We start from the raw sequence: 19,373 nt of genomic DNA on the forward strand, positions 1-19,373 counted from the left end.
AGCAAACCCAAAAAATAGAGGACCGCACGCGTGTTATTAGACAATAAAAATAACGGATATGTAGGCCACGAGCTTAAAAAGCACTCATTCGATGGAAGTAAACTATCCGTGCTTTCAAGCCTATTCACTCTTTATGGATTCGCCTCACTCAAAAAAGAGCTAACTAAACTGCAACATACACGCTTATTCATAACCGACTGGCAAGGTCAAAGCCTTCAATCCCTAGTTGGTAATGAGCAAGAGGTCAGGCTTATAAACCAGTTAAATCAAAAGCATGTAGCAACAGAATGTGCCAAGTGGTTGCGTGGAAAAGTGTATGTTAAAGCAAGCAAGAAGCCCCAAGCTGCACAAAATTTAATACATCTTCAATCAGATGATAACAGTTTTGCCGTTCATGGAAGTGCCACACTGTCTCCGATTGGGCTGGGTGATGTGCGGTCAGATAACCTTCAAATGAATACCGGAATATCAGATGCCGAGACCACTAAACAGCTAATAACTTGGTTTGATGGAATATGGTCTGACAAAACAACTACGCAAGATATAAAAGCCGAGCTAATTGAAAAACTCGATTTTATAGCAGCAGATCAACCTGCCAATTTTATATATTACCTAACTCTTTACAATATTTTTAAAGACTTTCTTGAAGACATTGATGAAGAAAATATCATCAAGAGTAAAACTGGTTTCAAAGATACCATCGTTTGGAACAAATTGTATAAGTTCCAAAAAGATGGTGTCTTGGGCGCTATCGATAAGTTGGAAAAACACAACGGCTGCATTATTGCCGATAGTGTTGGTTTGGGTAAAACTTTTGAAGCTTTAGCCGTAATTAAATACTACGAGCTACGTAATGACCGTGTGTTAGTGCTTTGTCCCAAGAAATTAAGAGATAACTGGACTGTCTACACCATAAACGACAAGCGTAATCTGCTTGCCGCAGACCGTTTTAATTATGATGTACTCAATCATACAGATCTTAGTAGAGTTAAAGGTTTTTCCGGTGAGATAAATCTTGAAACGCTTAATTGGGGAAATTACGATCTTATTGTGATTGATGAATCACACAACTTTCGTAACAACCCTAATAAAGCCGATGGCAAAACCCGATACGAACGCCTGCTAGGCGATATCATCCGTTCGGGCGTTAAAACTAAAGTGCTCATGCTCTCTGCTACACCAGTAAATAATCGCATGAATGATCTCAAAAATCAGGTCGCATTTATTACTGAAGGCAAGGATGATGCCTTTATAGATGTCGGTATCAAGAGTATTGAAAGCACACTAAGGTTAGCCCAAAAACAATTTAACCAATGGACAAAAGAACCTGCTGAAACCCGCACCACAGCAACTTTGCTTGATAGTATGAGTTTTGACTATTTCAAACTATTGGATGTAGTCACTATTGCTCGCTCACGAAAGCATATAGAAAAATACTACGGTACAGCGGATATTGGTAAATTCCCCAAACGCTTACCGCCTAAAAACGTTTATGCCGATATCGACCTGTCCGATGAGTTTCCACCACTGAAAGAAGTCAATCTGACTATTAAACGTTTATCATTAGCTGGTTATTCACCCTTAAAGTTCGTGCGTAATGACCTCAAAGGTGATTATGCCCGGCGTTACGATAAAGCTGTAGGAGACGGTAAAGGTGTATTTAAGCAAGTAGATCGTGAAGAAAGTTTGATTCACCTGATGCGTATTAATTTGCTAAAACGAATGGAAAGCTCTATTCACTCTTTTACGCTAACAGCGACAAGACTGGCTAATCAGGTGGAAAACTTGCTAGCCAAGATTGATGCTCATGAGAGCGATGAATTGTTCGAACTGAATATCGAAGAGATTGAAGATGTAGAACTCGATGCTCCTGAGTTCGAACCATATATGCTGGGCAATAAAACCAAGGTACTAATTCAAGATATTGACTTAATTCGTTTCAGGCAAGAGCTTGAGGCAGACCGAGTGCTGTTGGAAAGCATTGTTGACGACGCAAAAAAAGTAACTGCCGTCAGAGATGCCAAGCTTGAAAAGGTCAAGCAACAAATTAAGGCAAAGGTTACAGTGCCATTAAACCCTGATAATAAAAAAGTGATCATCTTCACCGCATTTGCCGATACTGCTCAATACCTTTATGCTCATCTAGTTGAATGGGCGCAGAAAGAATTGGGAATCCATAGTGCGCTAATAACTGGTGGTGGTACAAATAAAACCACACTTTTAGGTGTCGGCTCAGACCTTAATGATTTACTTACTGCCTTTTCTCCTAAATCAAAAGAACGTAATAAAATCGCACCCGATTCAACATGCGAAATCGATTTACTTATCGCAACAGACTGTATCAGTGAAGGCCAAAACCTTCAGGATTGCGACACCCTCATTAACTACGATATTCACTGGAACCCTGTACGTATTATCCAGCGGTTTGGTCGTGTAGATCGTTTGGGTTCTAAAAACACTCAAATTCAGTTGATAAACTTCTGGCCGAATATGGAACTAGATGAATACATCAAACTAGAAGCCAGAGTATCAGGACGGATGGTTCTTCTCGATATCTCCGCCACAGGTGAAGAAAATCTGATCGTTGAAAACGCGACTGAGATGAATGATCTCGAATATCGCCGTAAACAATTGCAGCAACTCAAAGATACTGTGGTTGACCTAGAAGATATCGTGGGAGGTGTATCTATTACAGATCTCACCCTTAACGACTTTCGCATGGACTTATCCGGCTATATGAATAACGGTCGCAGCCCTGAGCGGGGAAAGAGTCAAAATATGAGTAAGTTGGAGCAGGCTCCACTTGGCCTATACTCGGTTGTTCCTCTTGATGAAGATTTGAAGAGCGACGGTATCAATGAAGGTGTGATATTTTGTTTGAAAAATATCCGAGAAGGCAAAGAAGCGGTACAGGTTGATGATAATTATCCGCTCTCACCTTACTTTCTTGTCTATGTCTCAGATGATGCAGCGGTAGATTTAAATTTCACACAAAGTAAAAAAGTGCTCGACCTCCTTAAGCGCCAAGCTTTTATCCATAGTAAGGTGGAAACAGACTGTGTTGAGATTATAAACGCCAGAACAAAAAAAGGTCAAAATCCGGATCACTTTCAGTATTTGTTGGCCGTCGCGGTTGATAGCATTGCGGGTAAGAGCGAAGAAAAAGGTGTTGAAAGTCTATTTACAAAAGGTGGAACTGTCCTTACTCCAACCAGTAGCCAAGGCATAGACGATTTTGCTGTGGTTTCTTACCTCATACTAGTGGATATGGCTGGTAATGATGAAGGGTTTAGTGCATGAGTATTGAATCTCAGCCCAACCCAATAAGTAGCTTTGAAGACTTTCTTGCGCGACTAGATGTGCCAAAAACTTGTGAGCTGAATAAGCCAATCTTCAAGAAAATGTTTCTCGATACCACCGATGGAAAGAAAGACATTCTGGATGCGACAGATAAGAAAGCTCTGAAAGAGGATGTTAAAAAAATACGTTGGCTGTACACCTTAAAGTCTAACACGATCAACATTGCGTCCTATACAGATAAAACAAGAGAATACCCTGAAGTTGCAATACTGCATATTGAACTTTCACGCCCTGACAGATTCAAGCGAACATCCCAGTTTATCAACCGAGCCATTCCATACCCTCTCGTACTTATATTTACTTGTGTTATTGAGAGGGAACAGAGGCTATGCCTTACTCTTGCAGATAAGCGCATCAATCAGGCAGATAAAGAAAAGTGGATAATTGAAGACTGTATTCACACAAAATGGATCAGTATGTCCTCAGTAAGCGCCGCAGAATTGAAATTTTTTGAAAGTCTCAAAGTAAGCAGTCTGCCGTTTACGAACTTCTTTGCTTTTTATCAGGCTTTAATTAAACGGGTTATTGCCATTAAATGTGCCGAACATAGTGGTGATTTTTCTATAGAGAGGGCTGGCAACCCAAGTGAAAAGATGTCAAACACTTTGCGTTTAGATAAGTTGCGCGAGCTGGAAAAGCTGGATTCTCAACGCTTGGAAATATCGAAAAAGCTTAAAAATATAAAGCAGATGGGTAAGAAGATAGAGCTAAACACTCAAATCAAAAAGATTAATGATAAGATTGCCAATATCAAGAGCAGTCTTTAGAAAGAAGATTAAAGATAACAATGGGAAATGAGATGAAAAACGTAGAATTTAAAGATGGACAAAGCCTCGATATTGTTAAGGAAAACATTGAAAAACTGAAAGAACTGTTTCCCGAGGCTTTTTCAGAGGCGGGCGTTAACTTTAATACTTTACGTCAGCTAATAGGCGATGTATCTATATTAGAAGAAGGCAATGAAAAGTATGGCTTTGAGCTGGCACGGAAAAAAGAAAGCGCGCCAGATCGCACTAACGCCTTCTACAGGTACATTGCTCCCATGCCCCGATGAAAGTGTTAATTGGGATACTACTCAGAACTTATTTATCAAGGGTGACAATCTTGAGGTTTTAAAGCTATTACAGAAGAGCTATGCCAATAAGGTAAAGATGATCTATATTGATCCACCATATAACACGGGAAAAGAGTTTATTTATCCCGACCGTTTTCAAGAAAATCTTAATACTTATCTTAAATATACAGGGCAAGTCGATGATGAAGGGATGAAGTTTTCGTCTAACACTGAAACCACAGGTAGGAAGCATACAAATTGGCTAAATATGATGTATCCAAGATTAAAATTAGCCAGGCAATTGTTGAGATCAGATGGAGTTATTTTTATATCTATAGACGACAACGAAGTTGCTAATCTGAGGGAGATTTGTAATGAGATATATGGGGAGGAAAATCTGTTAAGCAATCTTATTTGGCAGAAAAAATACTCGCCGCAAAATGATGCAAAATTTTTTTCAGATAGCCACGAACATATTCTTTGTTTTGCAAAAAACATATCAGAATTTGAAATTGGTATTTTGCCTCGAACAGATGACGCAAATGCAAGATATAAAAACCCAGACAATGATCCAAGAGGCCCCTGGAAGTCTAGTGATTTGACTAGACAAGAGTATAGGAAAAGAGATTATTATCCAATTGTCAATCCTGTAAACGGTAAAGAGTTTTACCCACCGTCTGGGAATAGCTGGGGAAGACCAAGCGATAAGGTTAAAGAACTGATTAATGATGGGCGAATTTCGTTTGGGTCTGAAGGAAACAGTATTCCTTCACTAAAAAGATTTCTATCCGAAGTTAAGCAGGGAATTACACCACAAACGATATGGGAAAGGAAAGATGTTGGCGACACTCAAGAGGGTAAGAAAATTGTAAAAAATCTATTTGGAAATGCTGGGATTTTCGAGACAGCTAAACCGCCTCGTCTAATTCAAAGAGCAATGCTTGTTGCTAACGTTTCTGATGGGGACATAGTTCTAGACTTCTTTGCTGGCTCATGCACAACATATCAGGCTGCTTTGCAGTTTGAAAAGCAGATAAGAACAATTTTGGTGCAACTTCCTGAAATTTGTGACGAAAAAACGGAAGCATATAAAGCTGGCTTCAAGACAGTTGCTGATATCGGTCGTGCACGAATGGTTAAGTATTTGGAGACGAATAGAGATAAATTATTAGGGAGGGATTGTGGTTTTAGAGTATTCGCTCTTAGTTATTCTAGCATCCAGCTCTGGAATCCAGATCGTACAAACCTTGAAGCGAGTCTTTTCTCACATGAAGAGCACTTGATCAAGGGTAGAACTGAACAAGATATTTAATATAGGCGCGGTTTTCTGGACACAAAAAAAGGTTTTTTAAGAGCTATTCTTCTTAATACAAAGAGGAGAATAAAATGTCTAAAAAGCGAGCTTATTATACGGCGGCCAAGAAGGCAAAAATAACGCTAGCTGCGATTGAGGGGAAACTCACACAAGCGCAAATTACCAGTGAATACGGTGTTCACGCAACGCAGGTAAAAACTTGGAAGCAATCGGCCATCAAAGCCATTAACGATTTATTCTCTGGGGCTAATGAAAAAGAAGCCAAGTCCCAAGAGCAGCTTGTTGAGGCATTATATCAAGAAATTGGTCGACTTCAAGCGCAGCTATCTTGGCTAAAAAAAAAGCATGAACTTTAGTCTGGATGAAAAGCGCGTCATGATTGATCCTCTTGCCGAGCTCACCATTCGTGAACAATGCTTGCTATTAGACTTGCCTGTTTCAAGTTATTATTATAGTGCCAAGCCCATTTCTGTCGAAGATGAAGCGCTTATGGCGCTACTTGATGAGCACTATCTGCAGTATCCATGTGAAGGTAAAATTAAGCGGGCAAGATGGCTGTCAAAAGAAGTAGGCTATCCTGTTGGTAAACGTCGAGTAAAAAAGTTGATGGAAATGATGGGGTTATCGACTGTTTACCCAAAGCCAAATACAAGCGTTCCCAATAAGGAGCATGAGGTGTTCCCTTATTTATTAAAAGAGGTGGATATCACCAAACCAAATCAGGTTTGGGCCGCAGATATCACCTACATCCGCATGAAAGGAAAGCATGTGTATTTAGTAGCTATTATGGACTGGTATAGTCGTTATGTGATTGGATGGGCTATTTCACCTACTATGGAGGCTGAATTTTGTATTGAGGCGCTTAGAAACGCTTTGCTGCATTCGCGTTGTGAGATCTTTAACACGGATCAGGGTTCTCAATTTACCTCAAAAGATTGGATAAATACGCTAAAATCTCACCACATTTCTATCAGCATGGATGGGCGAGGACGTTATTTAGATAATATATTTATCGAGCGATTGTGGCGTAGTGTTAAGCAAGAAAAAATCTACCGGTATGATTTTGATACAATTGAAGAGGTTGAGCTGGCCTTAACGGAGTATTTTGAGTATTATAATAACCGAAGGCTTCACCAGTCCTTTAATTATTTAACGCCCGCAGAGGTGTATTATGGCCGGAAAAGACCATAAACCCTAAATGAGAGCGTCATGACTTACCCACAAGGCCCACAGGCCTATACGAGAAAGTGAAGCTCTCCTGACCTGTGGACTTGTGGATAAGTCATTCTGATAGAGTTGTGGTAAAATGACCTAAGACAATTCGTAGTAGCAATCACTATTCATACGGTATTGAGTAGGTTTAAATAGGTTAATTTGAGTGAATTTTTAACTATAAATGATGGATGAATAGCTCTTATTTTTCCTTAATTTTGTTCCAGACATGCGGACCCATATCAATTCTCTACGAGCTTTTGATTAAGCGCGGTATTGACTTGGCCGTGCCCATTGAAATTCGAGAAGTGGCTGGGAAAAATATCTATAGCATTGGTTACGGTGTTTTATTTGCTTGCATTGACGAATCGATAACCAAAGATCAAGTTGAAGATATAGCTCAAGGTATTATTGCATGGTATGGCGAGCTTGCACCAAGTTCTGACACTCACGTCTTCTTTCGCGATAGCGCATTTCGTGATGATATTTCTAAAACTAACATGGCTGCTATTCTTGAACAAAACGGCATTACCCATGTTCGAAGCTTATAAGGATTAAGTTATGAAACTTCATTTTGAAGATGATCTGGATTATCAGAAGGCCGCCATTGAATCGGTAGTGAGCCTGTTTAAAGGGCAAGAAATATCCCGTTCTGAATTTACTGTTACGCATCGTCCAAAGTCTAGCCCACAGACCTCCTTTGATTTATTTGAAAATGAATTGGGTATTGGTAATAGATTGTTGCTTGTAGATGATGAAATTGAAGATAACCTCCGAAAAGCTCAACTAACGAATGGTTTACGTCCTTCTGAAAAGCTTACTAGTGGTGATTTCACCGTTGAAATGGAAACAGGTACGGGGAAAACATACGTCTATCTTCGCACCATATTTGAACTGAATAAAAACTATGGTTTTACCAAGTTTGTGATAGTTGTACCTTCTGTGGCGATTAAGGAAGGAACCTATAAGACTCTACAAATTACCCAAGAGCATTTTGAGGGTTTGTATCCCAAAGCCAAGGGTTATGAATACTTCCTCTACAGTTCATCTAAACCAGGTAAGGTGCGTAACTTTGCTACCAGTTCTAACATCCAGATTATGGTCACATCAGTTGGTGCAATTAACAAGAAGGATGTGAATAACCTATATAAAGAAAATGAAAATACAGGTGGAGAGAAACCCATTGATCTCGTTCGCGCAACAAACCCAATCATTATTGTTGACGAACCGCAAAGCGTTGATGGTGGCTTAACAGGTAAAGGTAAAGAAGCTCTCTCATCAATGAATCCGCTCTGCACTTTACGCTATTCGGCTACCCATGTTGATAAACACCACATGGTGTTTCGCCTTGATGCCGTAGATGCCCATGAGCGTGGGTTAGTAAAACAAATCGAAGTGGCCTCGTTACAGATCGATAGCGGTAATAACAAGCCCTATATTCGATTGGAATCGACAACCAACATAAAAGGCTCTATCACTGCCAAGGTCGAAATCGATGTGCAACGAGGCAAGAATATTAAGCGTGAATTCTTAACCATTGAAGATGGTGATGATTTAGAGCAGATAACAAATCGTTCAATCTACAAGAACATGCAAATCGGCACTATTACTTGTGGTAAGGGTAACGAAACTATTGAAGTGAAAGGCGATGGTTTTGATAAAACCCTCAAAGTGGGTGATGCCATTGGTGGCGTAGACCCCGATGAAATCAAGCGCCTTATGATCCGGAGAACAATAAAAGAGCATTTAGATAAAGAGCTGACCTTTGCTGCCAATAAGAACCCTATCAAAGTCTTGAGTCTATTTTTTATTGATAGCGTCGAGCACTACCGCCAATATGATGAGGATGGCAATATCGTTCTCGGTAAATATGCCAATATGTTTGAGGAAGAATATCGCAGGCTAGCGATGTCAGCGGACTACCAAAGCCTATTCAAAGAGATTGATTTGGATACGGATGCATCGGAAGTCCATAACGGTTATTTCTCAATAGACAATAAAGGTAAATCCGTCGAAACAGCGGAAAATAATCAAGCAGGTCGTGAAAACGCTGAGCGCGCCTACCACTTGATTATGAAAGAAAAAGAAAAGCTTTTAAGCTTTGATACCAAACTGAAGTTTATCTTTTCCCACTCTGCACTAAAGGAAGGCTGGGATAACCCTAATGTCTTTCAGATATGTGCCTTGAGAGACATGGGTAGCGAGCGCGAACGGCGTCAGACACTAGGGCGTGGTTTGCGTTTATGTGTAGATCAAAGCGGTATGCGCTTGCGAGGTAGCGAAATTAATACGCTTACAGTAATCGCAACAGAAAGCTATGAGAAATTTGCCGATAACCTGCAAAAAGAGATTGAGCAGGATACTGGTATTCGTTTTGGTATTGTTGAAGAACACCAGTTCGCAGATATAAAAGTAGTTTCAGAGGCTGGTGAATCACAGGCATTAGGCTTTGAACAATCTAAGAAAGTCTGGCAGTTCCTCAAAGATGAAAGCTACGTCGATGCTAATGGGAAGGTACAAGACACACTAAGAGCGGCGCTGAAAGACGGTACTTTTGAACTATCTGATGAAATCAAGCAAGAGCTAGTTGAAGAACTTGGTGAGGTTCAAGCTGGAATAGTCACATCCGACATTAAAGGCGTTTTACGCAAGCTTGCTGGCAAGCTGGATATCAAAAATGCAGATGACCGTAAAGTTATCCGCACTCGCGAAGCCGTGCTTGAATCGGATGAATTCAAGGCGCTGTGGAATCGTATTAAGTACAAAACTACTTATCGAGTAGAGTTTGATAATCTTAAACTTATCCATGATTGTGCAGAAGCGATTCAATCGTGTCCTCCAATCACAAAAACTCGTGCGCAATTCCGTAAAGCCGATATCGCAATCGGTAAAGGTGGTGTGACAGCGGATGAAACCTCTGCTTCAGGGTTCACCACAATCCACGAAAACGACATTGAGCTACCCGATATCATTACCGACTTACAGGATAAAACCCAACTAACACGCAAGAGTATCGTTCAAATCCTTCGTGATAGCCGAAGGCTACAAGACTTCACCCGTAACCCTCAACAATTCATGGACTATTGTGCAGAATCGATAAACCGAACCAAACGCTTGGCTTTAGTAGATGGCATTCGATACACCCAGATAGATAAAAAGCATTACTATGCTCAAGAACTGTTCCAGCAAGAAGAACTTAAAGGCTATCTGAAAAATACACTGGAAACTAAAAAGTCAGTTTACACTCACGTAGTTTATGACTCGGCGGGCATAGAAAAAACCTTTGCTGAAGACTTAGAAAAGAACGAAAAAGTTAAGGTTTACGCCAAGCTTCCAGCGTGGTTCAAAATACCCACACCATTAGGAGCCTACAACCCAGATTGGGCAGTAGTTGTTGAAGATGATGACGAGGAAAAACTTTACTTCGTCGTCGAAACGAAAGGCAGCACATGGTGGAACGATCTTCGCCATTTAGAAAGCGCAAAAATTAAGTGCGGTGAAAAGCATTTTGAAGAAATAGCAAAAGAAACTGAAAATCCAGCTCTATACATCAAGGCTACAGACGTGGTTGGGATGATGGGATATGTTGATTGATAATTTAACAGGAAACACTTATTTAATTTTCATCGACTTTATTATTTCATTGCTTAGTGGGCTGTTATAAATACTACTTGGAGGTTAGGGTTCTGTTCTATAAATGCAAATTTTTTTATACTGGTTGGTTTATTTCGAGATGATGAAAAACTTACAGTGTACAGTGGACCCCATTGTCAAGACAGCGATCCGTTTAATTTAAGATATAACTTTAATTCTACTTTCTTTCGTTGACGAGGGTGCGTAGCACACGAGTCAACCACAATAGCAGTTAATGAAACACCTGTTATTGAGCCTGTGGGTATGTGGGCGCGAAGCCATCGAGTGTGGTCAAGCGGTGGATAACGTCTTTTTGTTATCCATGGCTTGTCCACATGTCCCGAAGGGCGATGGCTGATCCGCAGGACGCGTCCACATATCCACAGGCATTCCATTACGCTGCAGCCTCATATAGGCCAGCATAAACCTCTGACGGCGTGTATATTCCAAATGATTGATGAGGTCTTTCGTCGTTATAAAACTTGAAATACACCCTTAAACCATTTCGTAGTGCTAAAACTGTTCCGTATTCTTTTATGTAAATATCTTCATATTTGACTGAACGCCATAGCCGTTCAATGAACACATTATCCATCCATCGACCTTTCCCGTCCATGCTAATTTTGATGTCATGGTCTTTTAAAACATCGGTAAACGCCTTACTGGTAAACTGGGAGCCTTGATCCGTATTAAAAATATCAGGCCTGCCGTGGAGCCTGATGGCGCTCTCCAACGCGCTTACACAAAAGTCATCATCCATGCTGTTTGATACCTTCCAAGAGAGCACCTTGCGGCTATACCAGTCCATTATTGCCACCAAATATACAAAGCCTCCTTGCATCCTAACGTAGGTAATATCGGTGCACCAAACCTGATTGGGTCGATCAATCACTAAACCACGTAGCAAGTAGGGATAAACCTTTTGTTCCTTGTTCTTTTTACTCGTATTCGGCTTTGGTGCCACTGAAACCAGACCCATGATCCGCATCAAACGCTGCACTCTCTTACGGTTAACGTCATGGCCAAGGCGACGTAAATAAGAACGCATCTTTCTGCTTCCATAGAAAGGATGGCGCATGTATTCCTCATCAATCAAGACCATCAAAGCCAGATTCTCTGGGCTCTCGGTACATATTCCTTCGCCAGCAGTGCGATAGTAGCTAGCGCGTGACAAATTAACCAATGCACATTGGCGTACGATGCTGAGTGTAGGGTGATTGACATCAATCATGGCTCGCTTCTCCCGCACGCTCAACTTAGATGACCGGTCTTTTTTTTAAGCCAGTCTAACTCAACCGCTAGCTGGCCTATTTGCGTGTATAATCGATCTCGTTCTTGTATGATGGAGTCCATGTCTTTGTCATGCTTGCCGCTAAACAATTGCTTGCTTCCATCCAGTAATTGTTTTTTCCACAGATTGATTTGTGTTGCATGCACCTCAAATTCAGATGCCAATTCATTGGTCGTCTTGTGACTTTTTAATGCCTCAATTGCTACCTTTGCTTTGAAGTCAGATGTAAATTTTTTTTTAGCCACTTGGTACCCCGTTTAACAATGGTTTCTATTTTACACCACTGTCTCATTTTTGGGGTCCACTATAGTGTTTACATGGTGATTATGAACTAAAATTAAAAAAAGTTTCAAATCAATATTTCAAGCCGCATTTTAGTGAACATCCAATGTATCATTACACATCACTTGGTAGTGCTTGGAAAATCTTAACAAATCGAAATTTCCATCTTACTAGCTATAAGGATATGAATGACTCAAATGAAATTACGTATGGGCTCGATAAGTTTTTAACTATCATTAAACAAAACATTAGAGGCTTAGAAAAAGAAATTCTAAGCAGACTAATAAAAAATATTAGAGATACCTACAATATCTATATAATATGCTTTTCTAATACTTCTCGCTCTTTACCAATGTGGCGGTTTTATGGTGATGCAGGCAATGGAATTGCTATAGGGGTTGATAGAGCGATATCAGCTGAACATGAAAAGCATAATAGGATTCATGAGGATTTTAAAATTTGTAGCGTATCTTATGAAGATGCTGCATTTCAAGAGGTTGAAGGTTTAGTTGAGTCGTTAAACCTAATAATGAGTCACCACTCTTTTAAAAAAAGGGCGAAGAGGAACAAAAACGTTTTTTATTAAGGCCAATAAGTGATCTAATCCGAATGATATTTAACTTATCTTTGTTGATAAAACATTGTGATTACCAAATAGAAGATGAAGTGAGGCTATTATTATTCGATAGGAATGATGGCGAGTATCAATTTCATAAAGAAAGATTAGGCTACCGAACAGGAAAAGATTCAAAATATTATATTGATCAAGACATTGAAATTAAGCGAGTTAAAACTGATAGAACAATGCAATATCTTGTGTCTGGGCAATTTCAGCATAATGATATAAAAGAAATATGGTTTGGGAATAAACTTGATGATACAACCATATCAAAATTTAAAGAACATTTAAGTAATCAGGGTTATGATATTAAAAAAATTAAATTTGAACAGTTTGTTTCAAGTTATCGATAAAATTGGAGCAAATCCAAAAAACAATATACCGATACTGTGACACAAACATGGAAGGCTTCTAACTAAGTTCTTATTAATTCCTTCAGTTAAAAATGGGGAGATTACCGATTTTTTTGGGTATTTACCGGCAATCAATGTGATATGGGTCCGCATGTCTGGAACAAAATTAAGGAAAAATAAGAGCTATTCATCCATCATTTATAGTTAAAAATTCACTCAAATTAACCTATTTAAACCTACTCAATACCGTATGAATAGTGATTGCTACTACGAATTGTCTTAGGTCATTTTACCACAACTCTATCAGAATGACTTATCCACAAGTCCACAGGTCAGGAGAGCTTCACTTTCTCGTATAGGCCTGTGGGCCTTGTGGGTAAGTCATGACGCTCTCATTTAGGGTTTATGGTCTTTTCCGGCCATAATACACCTCTGCGGGCGTTAAATAATTAAAGGACTGGTGAAGCCTTCGGTTATTATAATACTCAAAATACTCCGTTAAGGCCAGCTCAACCTCTTCAATTGTATCAAAATCATACCGGTAGATTTTTTCTTGCTTAACACTACGCCACAATCGCTCGATAAATATATTATCTAAATAACGTCCTCGCCCATCCATGCTGATAGAAATGTGGTGAGATTTTAGCGTATTTATCCAATCTTTTGAGGTAAATTGAGAACCCTGATCCGTGTTAAAGATCTCACAACGCGAATGCAGCAAAGCGTTTCTAAGCGCCTCAATACAAAATTCAGCCTCCATAGTAGGTGAAATAGCCCATCCAATCACATAACGACTATACCAGTCCATAATAGCTACTAAATACACATGCTTTCCTTTCATGCGGATGTAGGTGATATCTGCGGCCCAAACCTGATTTGGTTTGGTGATATCCACCTCTTTTAATAAATAAGGGAACACCTCATGCTCCTTATTGGGAACGCTTGTATTTGGCTTTGGGTAAACAGTCGATAACCCCATCATTTCCATCAACTTTTTTACTCGACGTTTACCAACAGGATAGCCTACTTCTTTTGACAGCCATCTTGCCCGCTTAATTTTACCTTCACATGGATACTGCAGATAGTGCTCATCAAGTAGCGCCATAAGCGCTTCATCTTCGACAGAAATGGGCTTGGCACTATAATAATAACTTGAAACAGGCAAGTCTAATAGCAAGCATTGTTCACGAATGGTGAGCTCGGCAAGAGGATCAATCATGACGCGCTTTTCATCCAGACTAAAGTTCATGCTTTTTTTTTAGCCAAGATAGCTGCGCTTGAAGTCGACCAATTTCTTGATATAATGCCTCAACAAGCTGCTCTTGGGACTTGGCTTCTTTTTCATTAGCCCCAGAGAATAAATCGTTAATGGCTTTGATGGCCGATTGCTTCCAAGTTTTTACCTGCGTTGCGTGAACACCGTATTCACTGGTAATTTGCGCTTGTGTGAGTTTCCCCTCAATCGCAGCTAGCGTTATTTTTGCCTTCTTGGCCGCCGTATAATAAGCTCGCTTTTTAGACATTTTATTCTCCTCTTTGTATTAAGAAGAATAGCTCTTAAAAAACCTTTTTTTGTGTCCAGAAAACCGCGCCTATATTAATGGCCACCAAAGACAATATGACGGGGTATCTGAAAACCAGCTAATTTGAAAGAAGAAATTAAGCTACTCCAGCAATTTATGCGGCCGAACAAGAAAACTCATCAAAAATAGTTATACAGCCTTGCATTAATTTCTTGAGCTCATCACTTCTCTCCAGCAACAAATACCTAGCCAGATCATGATCTCGACTTTCAGTAGCCAAAACAAAGATGTACCTTTTATCTTGATACTTTTGAATAATTGTGACTCCATTATGAAGCCCAAAAGCAGAGCGGCCGGACATGGTGCGTTTTTCGTTTTTGTTCATAACGCTGGCTTGATTCCACGGTAAAACTGAAATATGGGTATTTTCGGCGATCCTTTTTAGTGGATCATGATCAATGAATTGTTCTTCATAATAAAAATCCATCCAGTCCTCGTGGGTGCAGAAACGGTATGAGTCATTTTGAGGTTTGGAATCTGAAACCAGATGGTAAAAATAATCACAACCTAAAGCGTTTAGAGGTCGTAATTGTTTATTAAAAAGCAGTTCTTGTTTTTCATCAAAGCGGAGGAATATCCTTTTGTGCACATCCTTTATCATACTACAATCCTTAAAGCTACAACTAAAATCATTTCAATGCTAAAATAATGTACTTTATTATTGAGCAAATGTAAATGAAAAACCTGGCAAGGATATCCGTTTTTGTTAGTACTGCTATTGAAGTCTATGATCTTAGTATCTTTGCTTTTCTTATACCGGTTTTATCGACCATCTTTTTTCCCTCTCAGACAAAGACTGCAGCAGTTAGTTTCACCACTTTGGCTTTTGTCGTGAGTTATGCAGTAAAACCCCTTTCTGGTTTTTTCTTTGGTTATTTGTCTGATGCTTATGGCCGTAAACGGGTGTTATCCATCACCACTTTATTAATGATTGGCTCGACTTCCATCATTGGGCTTTTGCCAACTAATTTACCTGAGATTGACCTATGGATTTTATTGTTTGGCTGTCGGGTAATTCAAGGATTATCAATATCAGGTGAGTTTGCTAATGGTTTAATATTGGCCGTTGAACAAGGTAGAAATAGTCCTGCGCTTTCTGGCAGTATGGCTTTTATGGGTGGGGTATTGGGATTAATGTTTGCAAATTTAACCGTATTTGTATTACTCAACCAGCTACCCGATGAGGTAGTGATTAAATATGGCTGGCGTATCCCTTTTTTAATGAGTGCGGTGATCTGGTTGGTGTTATACCAGATACGGCGGTTTATTAATGAGCCCTTGGAGCGTCATGTGGGTGCTGATAATCGTTTTCTCGTCTTAATCAAGGCTCATAAAAGGGAACTGCTGATCTGTTTTGTTGCTGCGAGTTTATCTGCTTCTGCCTTTTATATGACCTTTGTCTTTATGCCCACACTGTTATCGTCAGTTGTTCAAAGTTATACCCATCAAAAGTCAGTAGGGGTAACCTTGTTGTCCTTGCTGGTGTATTTTGTAACCCTTCCTGTTTTTGGGGCCATGGCTGATAAGGTGGGAATCACTAGACAAATGAGTTTTGCAGCTCTGCTCTATTTGCTGTTTTCATATGTATGTTTTGATTGGATTAACCGCTTAAATATTGAGGTTATCTTTTGCAGTATCATATTTTTTTCTTTGATTCAGTCGTTGTTTAACTCAGCTTTACCTGCCTTCATGGTGTCCTTATTTCCTGCCATGCATCGGGGTAAGGCTTTGGCGTTGTCATATAACACCAGCCTGGCGTTGTTTGGTGGTTTGATGCCGTATGTTATATTGAGCCATGCCAATTATATTAACCCCGGAATCGTGATTAGCGTCTGTGCGCTTTTGACGTTGTTTGTTTTACAATTTGTGAGGAAGTAATAATGGTTATCTATGAGGTGAACCTTTCCATTGATCATGACATTTACCAGGATTATAAACATTGGTTAGATGAGCATACTCAAGAAATGCTGATATTCCCCGGCTTTTTAAATGCCACCGTGATGCATCAAACTATGGGGGGTGATGCTGATGGTCAAAAGCATGTAACGGTTCAATACCAGCTTGAAAGTTTAGATGATTTACAAAACTACTTTAGTGAACATGCGCCTAAGATGAGGGGGGATGGTGTGAAGCGGTTTGAGGGGCGATTTACTGCCACTCGACGCACCTTTGAAGTAGAGTCGGTAATCACTACAATAAATACGTGAATCGCGTATAAATTTATTGATAAATACTTTTTACTGGTATATATTGATGGTGTCTTATGATGTTGTATCAAAATATACGGAGGTATTTATTGTGGAAAAGAGAGTTTTTAAAGAAGTTGAGGCGGCGGGCTATATTTGCATGAGTCGCTCCTTTCTTTCTCAAGACAGGGTTAACGGTACTTTGTCTAGTAGAACACCCGGTCCGAGATATATTAAAATCGGGCGGGCTATTCGTTATTTGAAGGATGATCTAGATGTTTGGCTTGAGCAGCATCGTCGATAATTAGTTGTTTCATTTTTATTGGCGCAGTCATGTTCTTTGGTTGCGCTTTGTTCTTTCTCATCTGTTTTATTTTTCATACCGCACTTTTAATCTTTTCTTTCTGCTTAAAAATGATATTTTTCTATACGCTAGGGATGCTTCTCTTCGCTCCGTATTACGTGCATGTACATAAAAACACATTCAAGTTTCACTTACACTGCACTTACGGAGTCGTGTTTGATAAAAGTAATTTTACATAACTTATTGATTTAACTGGTGTCCCGGAGCGGATTCGAACCGCTGACCTGCCCCTTAGGAGGGGGCCGCGCTATCCAGCTGCGCCACCGGGACTTAGTCGCAAGTTTACCTTTATCATTGATAAATGACAACGAGATACACAGGAGAGTTGAATAAAAACTTATGATCCATTAAAAATAACATGTATTTTAACCCCGTTGTAAACAAAGATTGAGATCATTCCTCTGAGGACGACCTGAGTATTCTTGATCAAAATCAGCTCAATGAAATAACCGAACTGCAAAAATTAACAGCACCTGCGACTCAATTCATTGAAAAAAATCCATTTTTAATTACTTATCCTGATTTGGATTTACCTACGCTGGAAGTCTATCGGCAATGGTTAAGTGCTGAAATTAACAAAAAAGGACTTCGTTGCCAGATTTTGCTGGTTATCGATTCACTGGATAATCTTGAGAGCATCGAACAGCAAACACGTAAATACATTCATAATAACAACAGAGTAGTTGATACGGTAGATAATTTTCAACGTATTAAATTCTTTGAGTTGTATATCAACGGTTCTTAACAGCATCAGCAAGATAATTAATTTGGTACTCTGGTTAAAAATGGTGAAGAGGGGGATGTTCTGTGGGTACCTATTAAAAAATATAAGGCTGCAACAATAAATCCTTTGTTGGATAATCGTCGTGAACTAAAAAACAATAAAATACCTAAAAATGTGTTGATGATTGCCCTCATGGAGCTTCGTCAATTTGATGAAATGGGAGATGACTTTATTTCTCGCTTACCGATCATCTATTCGTGCAACGCCTCCCAACTATTCAATCCATCGTTGATGATCTTCCACCACCAGCTAGTCTTGAGGATCAGGACGCGATGGATATAGACGGTCAGCCCGTGCCAGCTGAGTTTATCTTTGGAGCCCCTTATTTTATGCTTGTGTGTAAAATGACTTAAATACTCACCAGATATGTATTATGCTAATAAGGATATAGCTCTCCATAAGGTATTCATGTGATTTTAAGTAACTCAATAGAAAATCTAACGTTCTTAGTCATTCTTATTCTTATTCTTATCTTATTTGGCAGTATTTTTGTAGCATTTAAATTCAACCCGGCTCAATACCATAAAACACGAATAAGTGTATTTTTATCGACTATTGCCAGCGTTGCAATGTTTCTTGTGGCAATTAATATTATTTTAACCTCATTATCTTTTGAACATAATACAGAGTACACACGTCTGGTACAAACTAAGGCTGCTATTGATAAACTATGGCTGTATCCAAACCAGGTTATAACGAGCAGCAAGAAAATACGCCCTCAGTTTCTTGCAGGATTTTATCCCGCTAATTTTAAACTCTATAAGCAGGCGGAGGCGGAGAGTACAAAATCCCAGCAGTCCATTGAGAGTATTGCAGAAGAACAATATATTTCAACTTTGCTAATCCAAACGTGGGAGGACTTCTTAAACCAAAGAAAATTTGGCTCGACAGAAACGAACACCTGGATTACTTCTTTTCTGCCTTGGGCACAAAATCCCTACTTCAGGGAGTATTTTGAAATTTTCAAATTTGAATATAACAAATCTACTATCGAATTGGCTAATCTATTATTTGAATATGCTGCGAGTATCCCTGTTCCAACAAGGGATACAACTATTTATCAAGAGACTGCAGATAAAATCCTGAAGGATCCAAGGTTCCATAGGATAGTAAATTTGTAATGGAACATTCTAATGCAACAGTACGCAATGATATTCTCTCTAAAACTCACTGCTATTTTTGTCATTCCGTACATACCTGTCTCTTAGCAAGGGGCGACTAATCAGATTTTTACAAATTCAGGGCGACAAATGTTGGTGGGATTGTGGCACATATCCTCATCCTGAAAGCACTGAGGGATCTTAATAATAAGGACATCAGAATTTCTCTCAGTACGA

The 19,373-nt window shown here is 39.5% G+C and carries 17 protein-coding genes, 1 tRNA gene and 1 pseudogene; 14 read left to right on the plus strand and 5 right to left on the minus strand.

Going from position 1 to position 19,373, the window contains the following annotated elements:
• Positions 1 to 30: 30 nt before the first annotated feature.
• From HRS36_RS07840 to HRS36_RS07875, 8 genes are all read left to right on the plus strand, one after another.
• Positions 31 to 3,300, plus strand: a complete 3,270-nt coding sequence (locus HRS36_RS07840; RefSeq protein ID WP_173236862.1) for a helicase-related protein — start codon at positions 31 to 33, stop codon at positions 3,298 to 3,300.
• A complete protein-coding gene (locus tag HRS36_RS07845; protein WP_173236863.1) occupies positions 3,297 to 4,127 on the plus strand; it encodes a DUF4391 domain-containing protein in 831 nt (276 codons plus the stop codon). Before HRS36_RS07840 ends, HRS36_RS07845 begins: the two co-directional genes overlap by 4 nt.
• Before the next feature lie 32 nt (positions 4,128 to 4,159).
• Complete coding sequence (locus HRS36_RS07850; RefSeq protein ID WP_173236864.1) at positions 4,160 to 4,414, plus strand: hypothetical protein; 255 nt, start codon at positions 4,160 to 4,162, stop codon at positions 4,412 to 4,414.
• The gene (locus HRS36_RS07855; protein ID WP_173236865.1) at positions 4,320 to 5,726 is read left to right on the plus strand and encodes a site-specific DNA-methyltransferase; all 1,407 of its coding nucleotides are present in this window, start codon (positions 4,320 to 4,322) and stop codon (positions 5,724 to 5,726) included. The genes HRS36_RS07850 and HRS36_RS07855 overlap by 95 nt, the downstream gene beginning before the upstream one ends.
• Positions 5,727 to 5,800: 74 nt before the next feature.
• Positions 5,801 to 6,085 (plus strand): transposase, encoded by a 285-nt coding sequence (locus HRS36_RS07860; protein ID WP_173235475.1) that lies wholly within the window; start codon positions 5,801 to 5,803, stop codon positions 6,083 to 6,085.
• The gene (locus HRS36_RS07865; protein ID WP_173235473.1) at positions 6,075 to 6,920 is read left to right on the plus strand and encodes an IS3 family transposase; all 846 of its coding nucleotides are present in this window, start codon (positions 6,075 to 6,077) and stop codon (positions 6,918 to 6,920) included. Before HRS36_RS07860 ends, HRS36_RS07865 begins: the two co-directional genes overlap by 11 nt.
• 212 nt (positions 6,921 to 7,132) lie before the next feature.
• Entirely contained in the window at positions 7,133 to 7,492 is a 360-nt protein-coding gene (locus HRS36_RS07870) for a hypothetical protein (protein ID WP_197933218.1), read from the plus strand.
• Between the two features lie 10 nt (positions 7,493 to 7,502).
• Positions 7,503 to 10,535, plus strand: a complete 3,033-nt coding sequence (locus HRS36_RS07875) for a type III restriction-modification system endonuclease (RefSeq protein ID WP_173236866.1) — start codon at positions 7,503 to 7,505, stop codon at positions 10,533 to 10,535.
• 433 nt (positions 10,536 to 10,968) lie between these two features.
• Here the strand turns inward: HRS36_RS07875 and HRS36_RS07880 are convergent.
• Positions 10,969 to 12,110, minus strand: a pseudogene (locus tag HRS36_RS07880) (IS3 family transposase).
• Positions 12,111 to 12,253: 143 nt separating this feature from the next.
• Between HRS36_RS07880 and HRS36_RS07885 the strand changes: the two are divergent.
• Both HRS36_RS07885 and HRS36_RS07890 read left to right on the plus strand, forming a co-directional pair.
• Positions 12,254 to 12,733, plus strand: coding sequence for a DUF2971 domain-containing protein (locus HRS36_RS07885; protein ID WP_173236867.1), 480 nt, complete (start codon positions 12,254 to 12,256; stop codon positions 12,731 to 12,733).
• Between the two features lie 23 nt (positions 12,734 to 12,756).
• Positions 12,757 to 13,119, plus strand: a complete 363-nt coding sequence (locus HRS36_RS07890; RefSeq protein ID WP_173236868.1) for a hypothetical protein — start codon at positions 12,757 to 12,759, stop codon at positions 13,117 to 13,119.
• A gap of 403 nt (positions 13,120 to 13,522) precedes the next feature.
• Here the strand turns inward: HRS36_RS07890 and HRS36_RS07895 are convergent, their stop codons facing one another.
• The 3 genes from HRS36_RS07895 to HRS36_RS07905 form a co-directional block, all read right to left on the minus strand.
• On the minus strand, positions 13,523 to 14,368 hold the full coding sequence (locus tag HRS36_RS07895) for an IS3 family transposase (protein WP_173235473.1): 846 nt from the start codon (positions 14,366 to 14,368) through the stop codon (positions 13,523 to 13,525).
• Positions 14,358 to 14,642: a transposase gene (locus HRS36_RS07900; protein WP_173235475.1), complete on the minus strand. Its 285-nt coding sequence runs from the start codon at positions 14,640 to 14,642 to the stop codon at positions 14,358 to 14,360. Before HRS36_RS07900 ends, HRS36_RS07895 begins: the two co-directional genes overlap by 11 nt.
• Positions 14,643 to 14,796: 154 nt before the next feature.
• Complete coding sequence (locus HRS36_RS07905; protein ID WP_173236869.1) at positions 14,797 to 15,303, minus strand: autoinducer binding domain-containing protein; 507 nt, start codon at positions 15,301 to 15,303, stop codon at positions 14,797 to 14,799.
• A gap of 74 nt (positions 15,304 to 15,377) precedes the next feature.
• Between HRS36_RS07905 and HRS36_RS07910 the strand changes: the two genes are divergently transcribed.
• The 3 genes from HRS36_RS07910 (at position 15,378) to HRS36_RS07920 (ending at position 17,192) form a co-directional block, all read left to right on the plus strand.
• The gene (locus tag HRS36_RS07910; RefSeq protein WP_173236870.1) at positions 15,378 to 16,580 is read left to right on the plus strand and encodes an MFS transporter; all 1,203 of its coding nucleotides are present in this window, start codon (positions 15,378 to 15,380) and stop codon (positions 16,578 to 16,580) included.
• 2 nt (positions 16,581 to 16,582) lie between these two features.
• The gene (locus HRS36_RS07915; RefSeq protein WP_173236871.1) at positions 16,583 to 16,909 is read left to right on the plus strand and encodes a DUF4286 family protein; all 327 of its coding nucleotides are present in this window, start codon (positions 16,583 to 16,585) and stop codon (positions 16,907 to 16,909) included.
• 91 nt (positions 16,910 to 17,000) lie between these two features.
• Positions 17,001 to 17,192: a DNA-binding protein gene (locus tag HRS36_RS07920; RefSeq protein WP_173236872.1), complete on the plus strand. Its 192-nt coding sequence runs from the start codon at positions 17,001 to 17,003 to the stop codon at positions 17,190 to 17,192.
• Between the two features lie 253 nt (positions 17,193 to 17,445).
• On the opposite strand, the gene HRS36_RS07925 is transcribed toward HRS36_RS07920, so the two are convergent.
• Positions 17,446 to 17,522: transfer RNA gene (locus HRS36_RS07925), tRNA-Arg, on the minus strand.
• Between the two features lie 924 nt (positions 17,523 to 18,446).
• Between HRS36_RS07925 and HRS36_RS07930 the strand changes: the two genes are divergently transcribed.
• On the plus strand, positions 18,447 to 19,157 hold the full coding sequence (locus HRS36_RS07930; RefSeq protein WP_173236873.1) for an alkaline phosphatase family protein: 711 nt from the start codon (positions 18,447 to 18,449) through the stop codon (positions 19,155 to 19,157).
• Positions 19,158 to 19,373 lie beyond the last annotated feature (216 nt).

Origin of the sequence: Legionella antarctica, assembly GCF_011764505.1 — a bacterium.
GTDB lineage: Bacteria > Pseudomonadota > Gammaproteobacteria > Legionellales > Legionellaceae > Legionella > Legionella antarctica.

Excerpts from the sequence above, each read along its gene's own strand:
- HRS36_RS07845 (WP_173236863.1), top strand. The coding sequence starts at position 3,297 with ATGAGTATTGAATCTCAGCCCAACCCAATAAGTAGCTTTGAAGACTTT.
- HRS36_RS07850 (WP_173236864.1), top strand. The coding sequence starts at position 4,160 with ATGAAAAACGTAGAATTTAAAGATGGACAAAGCCTCGATATTGTTAAG.
- HRS36_RS07855 (WP_173236865.1), top strand. The coding sequence starts at position 4,320 with ATGAAAAGTATGGCTTTGAGCTGGCACGGAAAAAAGAAAGCGCGCCAG.
- HRS36_RS07860 (WP_173235475.1), top strand. The coding sequence starts at position 5,801 with ATGTCTAAAAAGCGAGCTTATTATACGGCGGCCAAGAAGGCAAAAATA.
- HRS36_RS07865 (WP_173235473.1), top strand. The coding sequence starts at position 6,075 with ATGAACTTTAGTCTGGATGAAAAGCGCGTCATGATTGATCCTCTTGCC.
- HRS36_RS07870 (WP_197933218.1), top strand. The coding sequence starts at position 7,133 with ATGAATAGCTCTTATTTTTCCTTAATTTTGTTCCAGACATGCGGACCC.
- HRS36_RS07875 (WP_173236866.1), top strand. The coding sequence starts at position 7,503 with ATGAAACTTCATTTTGAAGATGATCTGGATTATCAGAAGGCCGCCATT.
- HRS36_RS07885 (WP_173236867.1), top strand. The coding sequence starts at position 12,254 with ATGTATCATTACACATCACTTGGTAGTGCTTGGAAAATCTTAACAAAT.
- HRS36_RS07890 (WP_173236868.1), top strand. The coding sequence starts at position 12,757 with ATGATATTTAACTTATCTTTGTTGATAAAACATTGTGATTACCAAATA.
- HRS36_RS07895 (WP_173235473.1), bottom strand. The coding sequence starts at position 14,368 with ATGAACTTTAGTCTGGATGAAAAGCGCGTCATGATTGATCCTCTTGCC.
- HRS36_RS07900 (WP_173235475.1), bottom strand. The coding sequence starts at position 14,642 with ATGTCTAAAAAGCGAGCTTATTATACGGCGGCCAAGAAGGCAAAAATA.
- HRS36_RS07905 (WP_173236869.1), bottom strand. The coding sequence starts at position 15,303 with ATGATAAAGGATGTGCACAAAAGGATATTCCTCCGCTTTGATGAAAAA.
- HRS36_RS07910 (WP_173236870.1), top strand. The coding sequence starts at position 15,378 with ATGAAAAACCTGGCAAGGATATCCGTTTTTGTTAGTACTGCTATTGAA.
- HRS36_RS07915 (WP_173236871.1), top strand. The coding sequence starts at position 16,583 with ATGGTTATCTATGAGGTGAACCTTTCCATTGATCATGACATTTACCAG.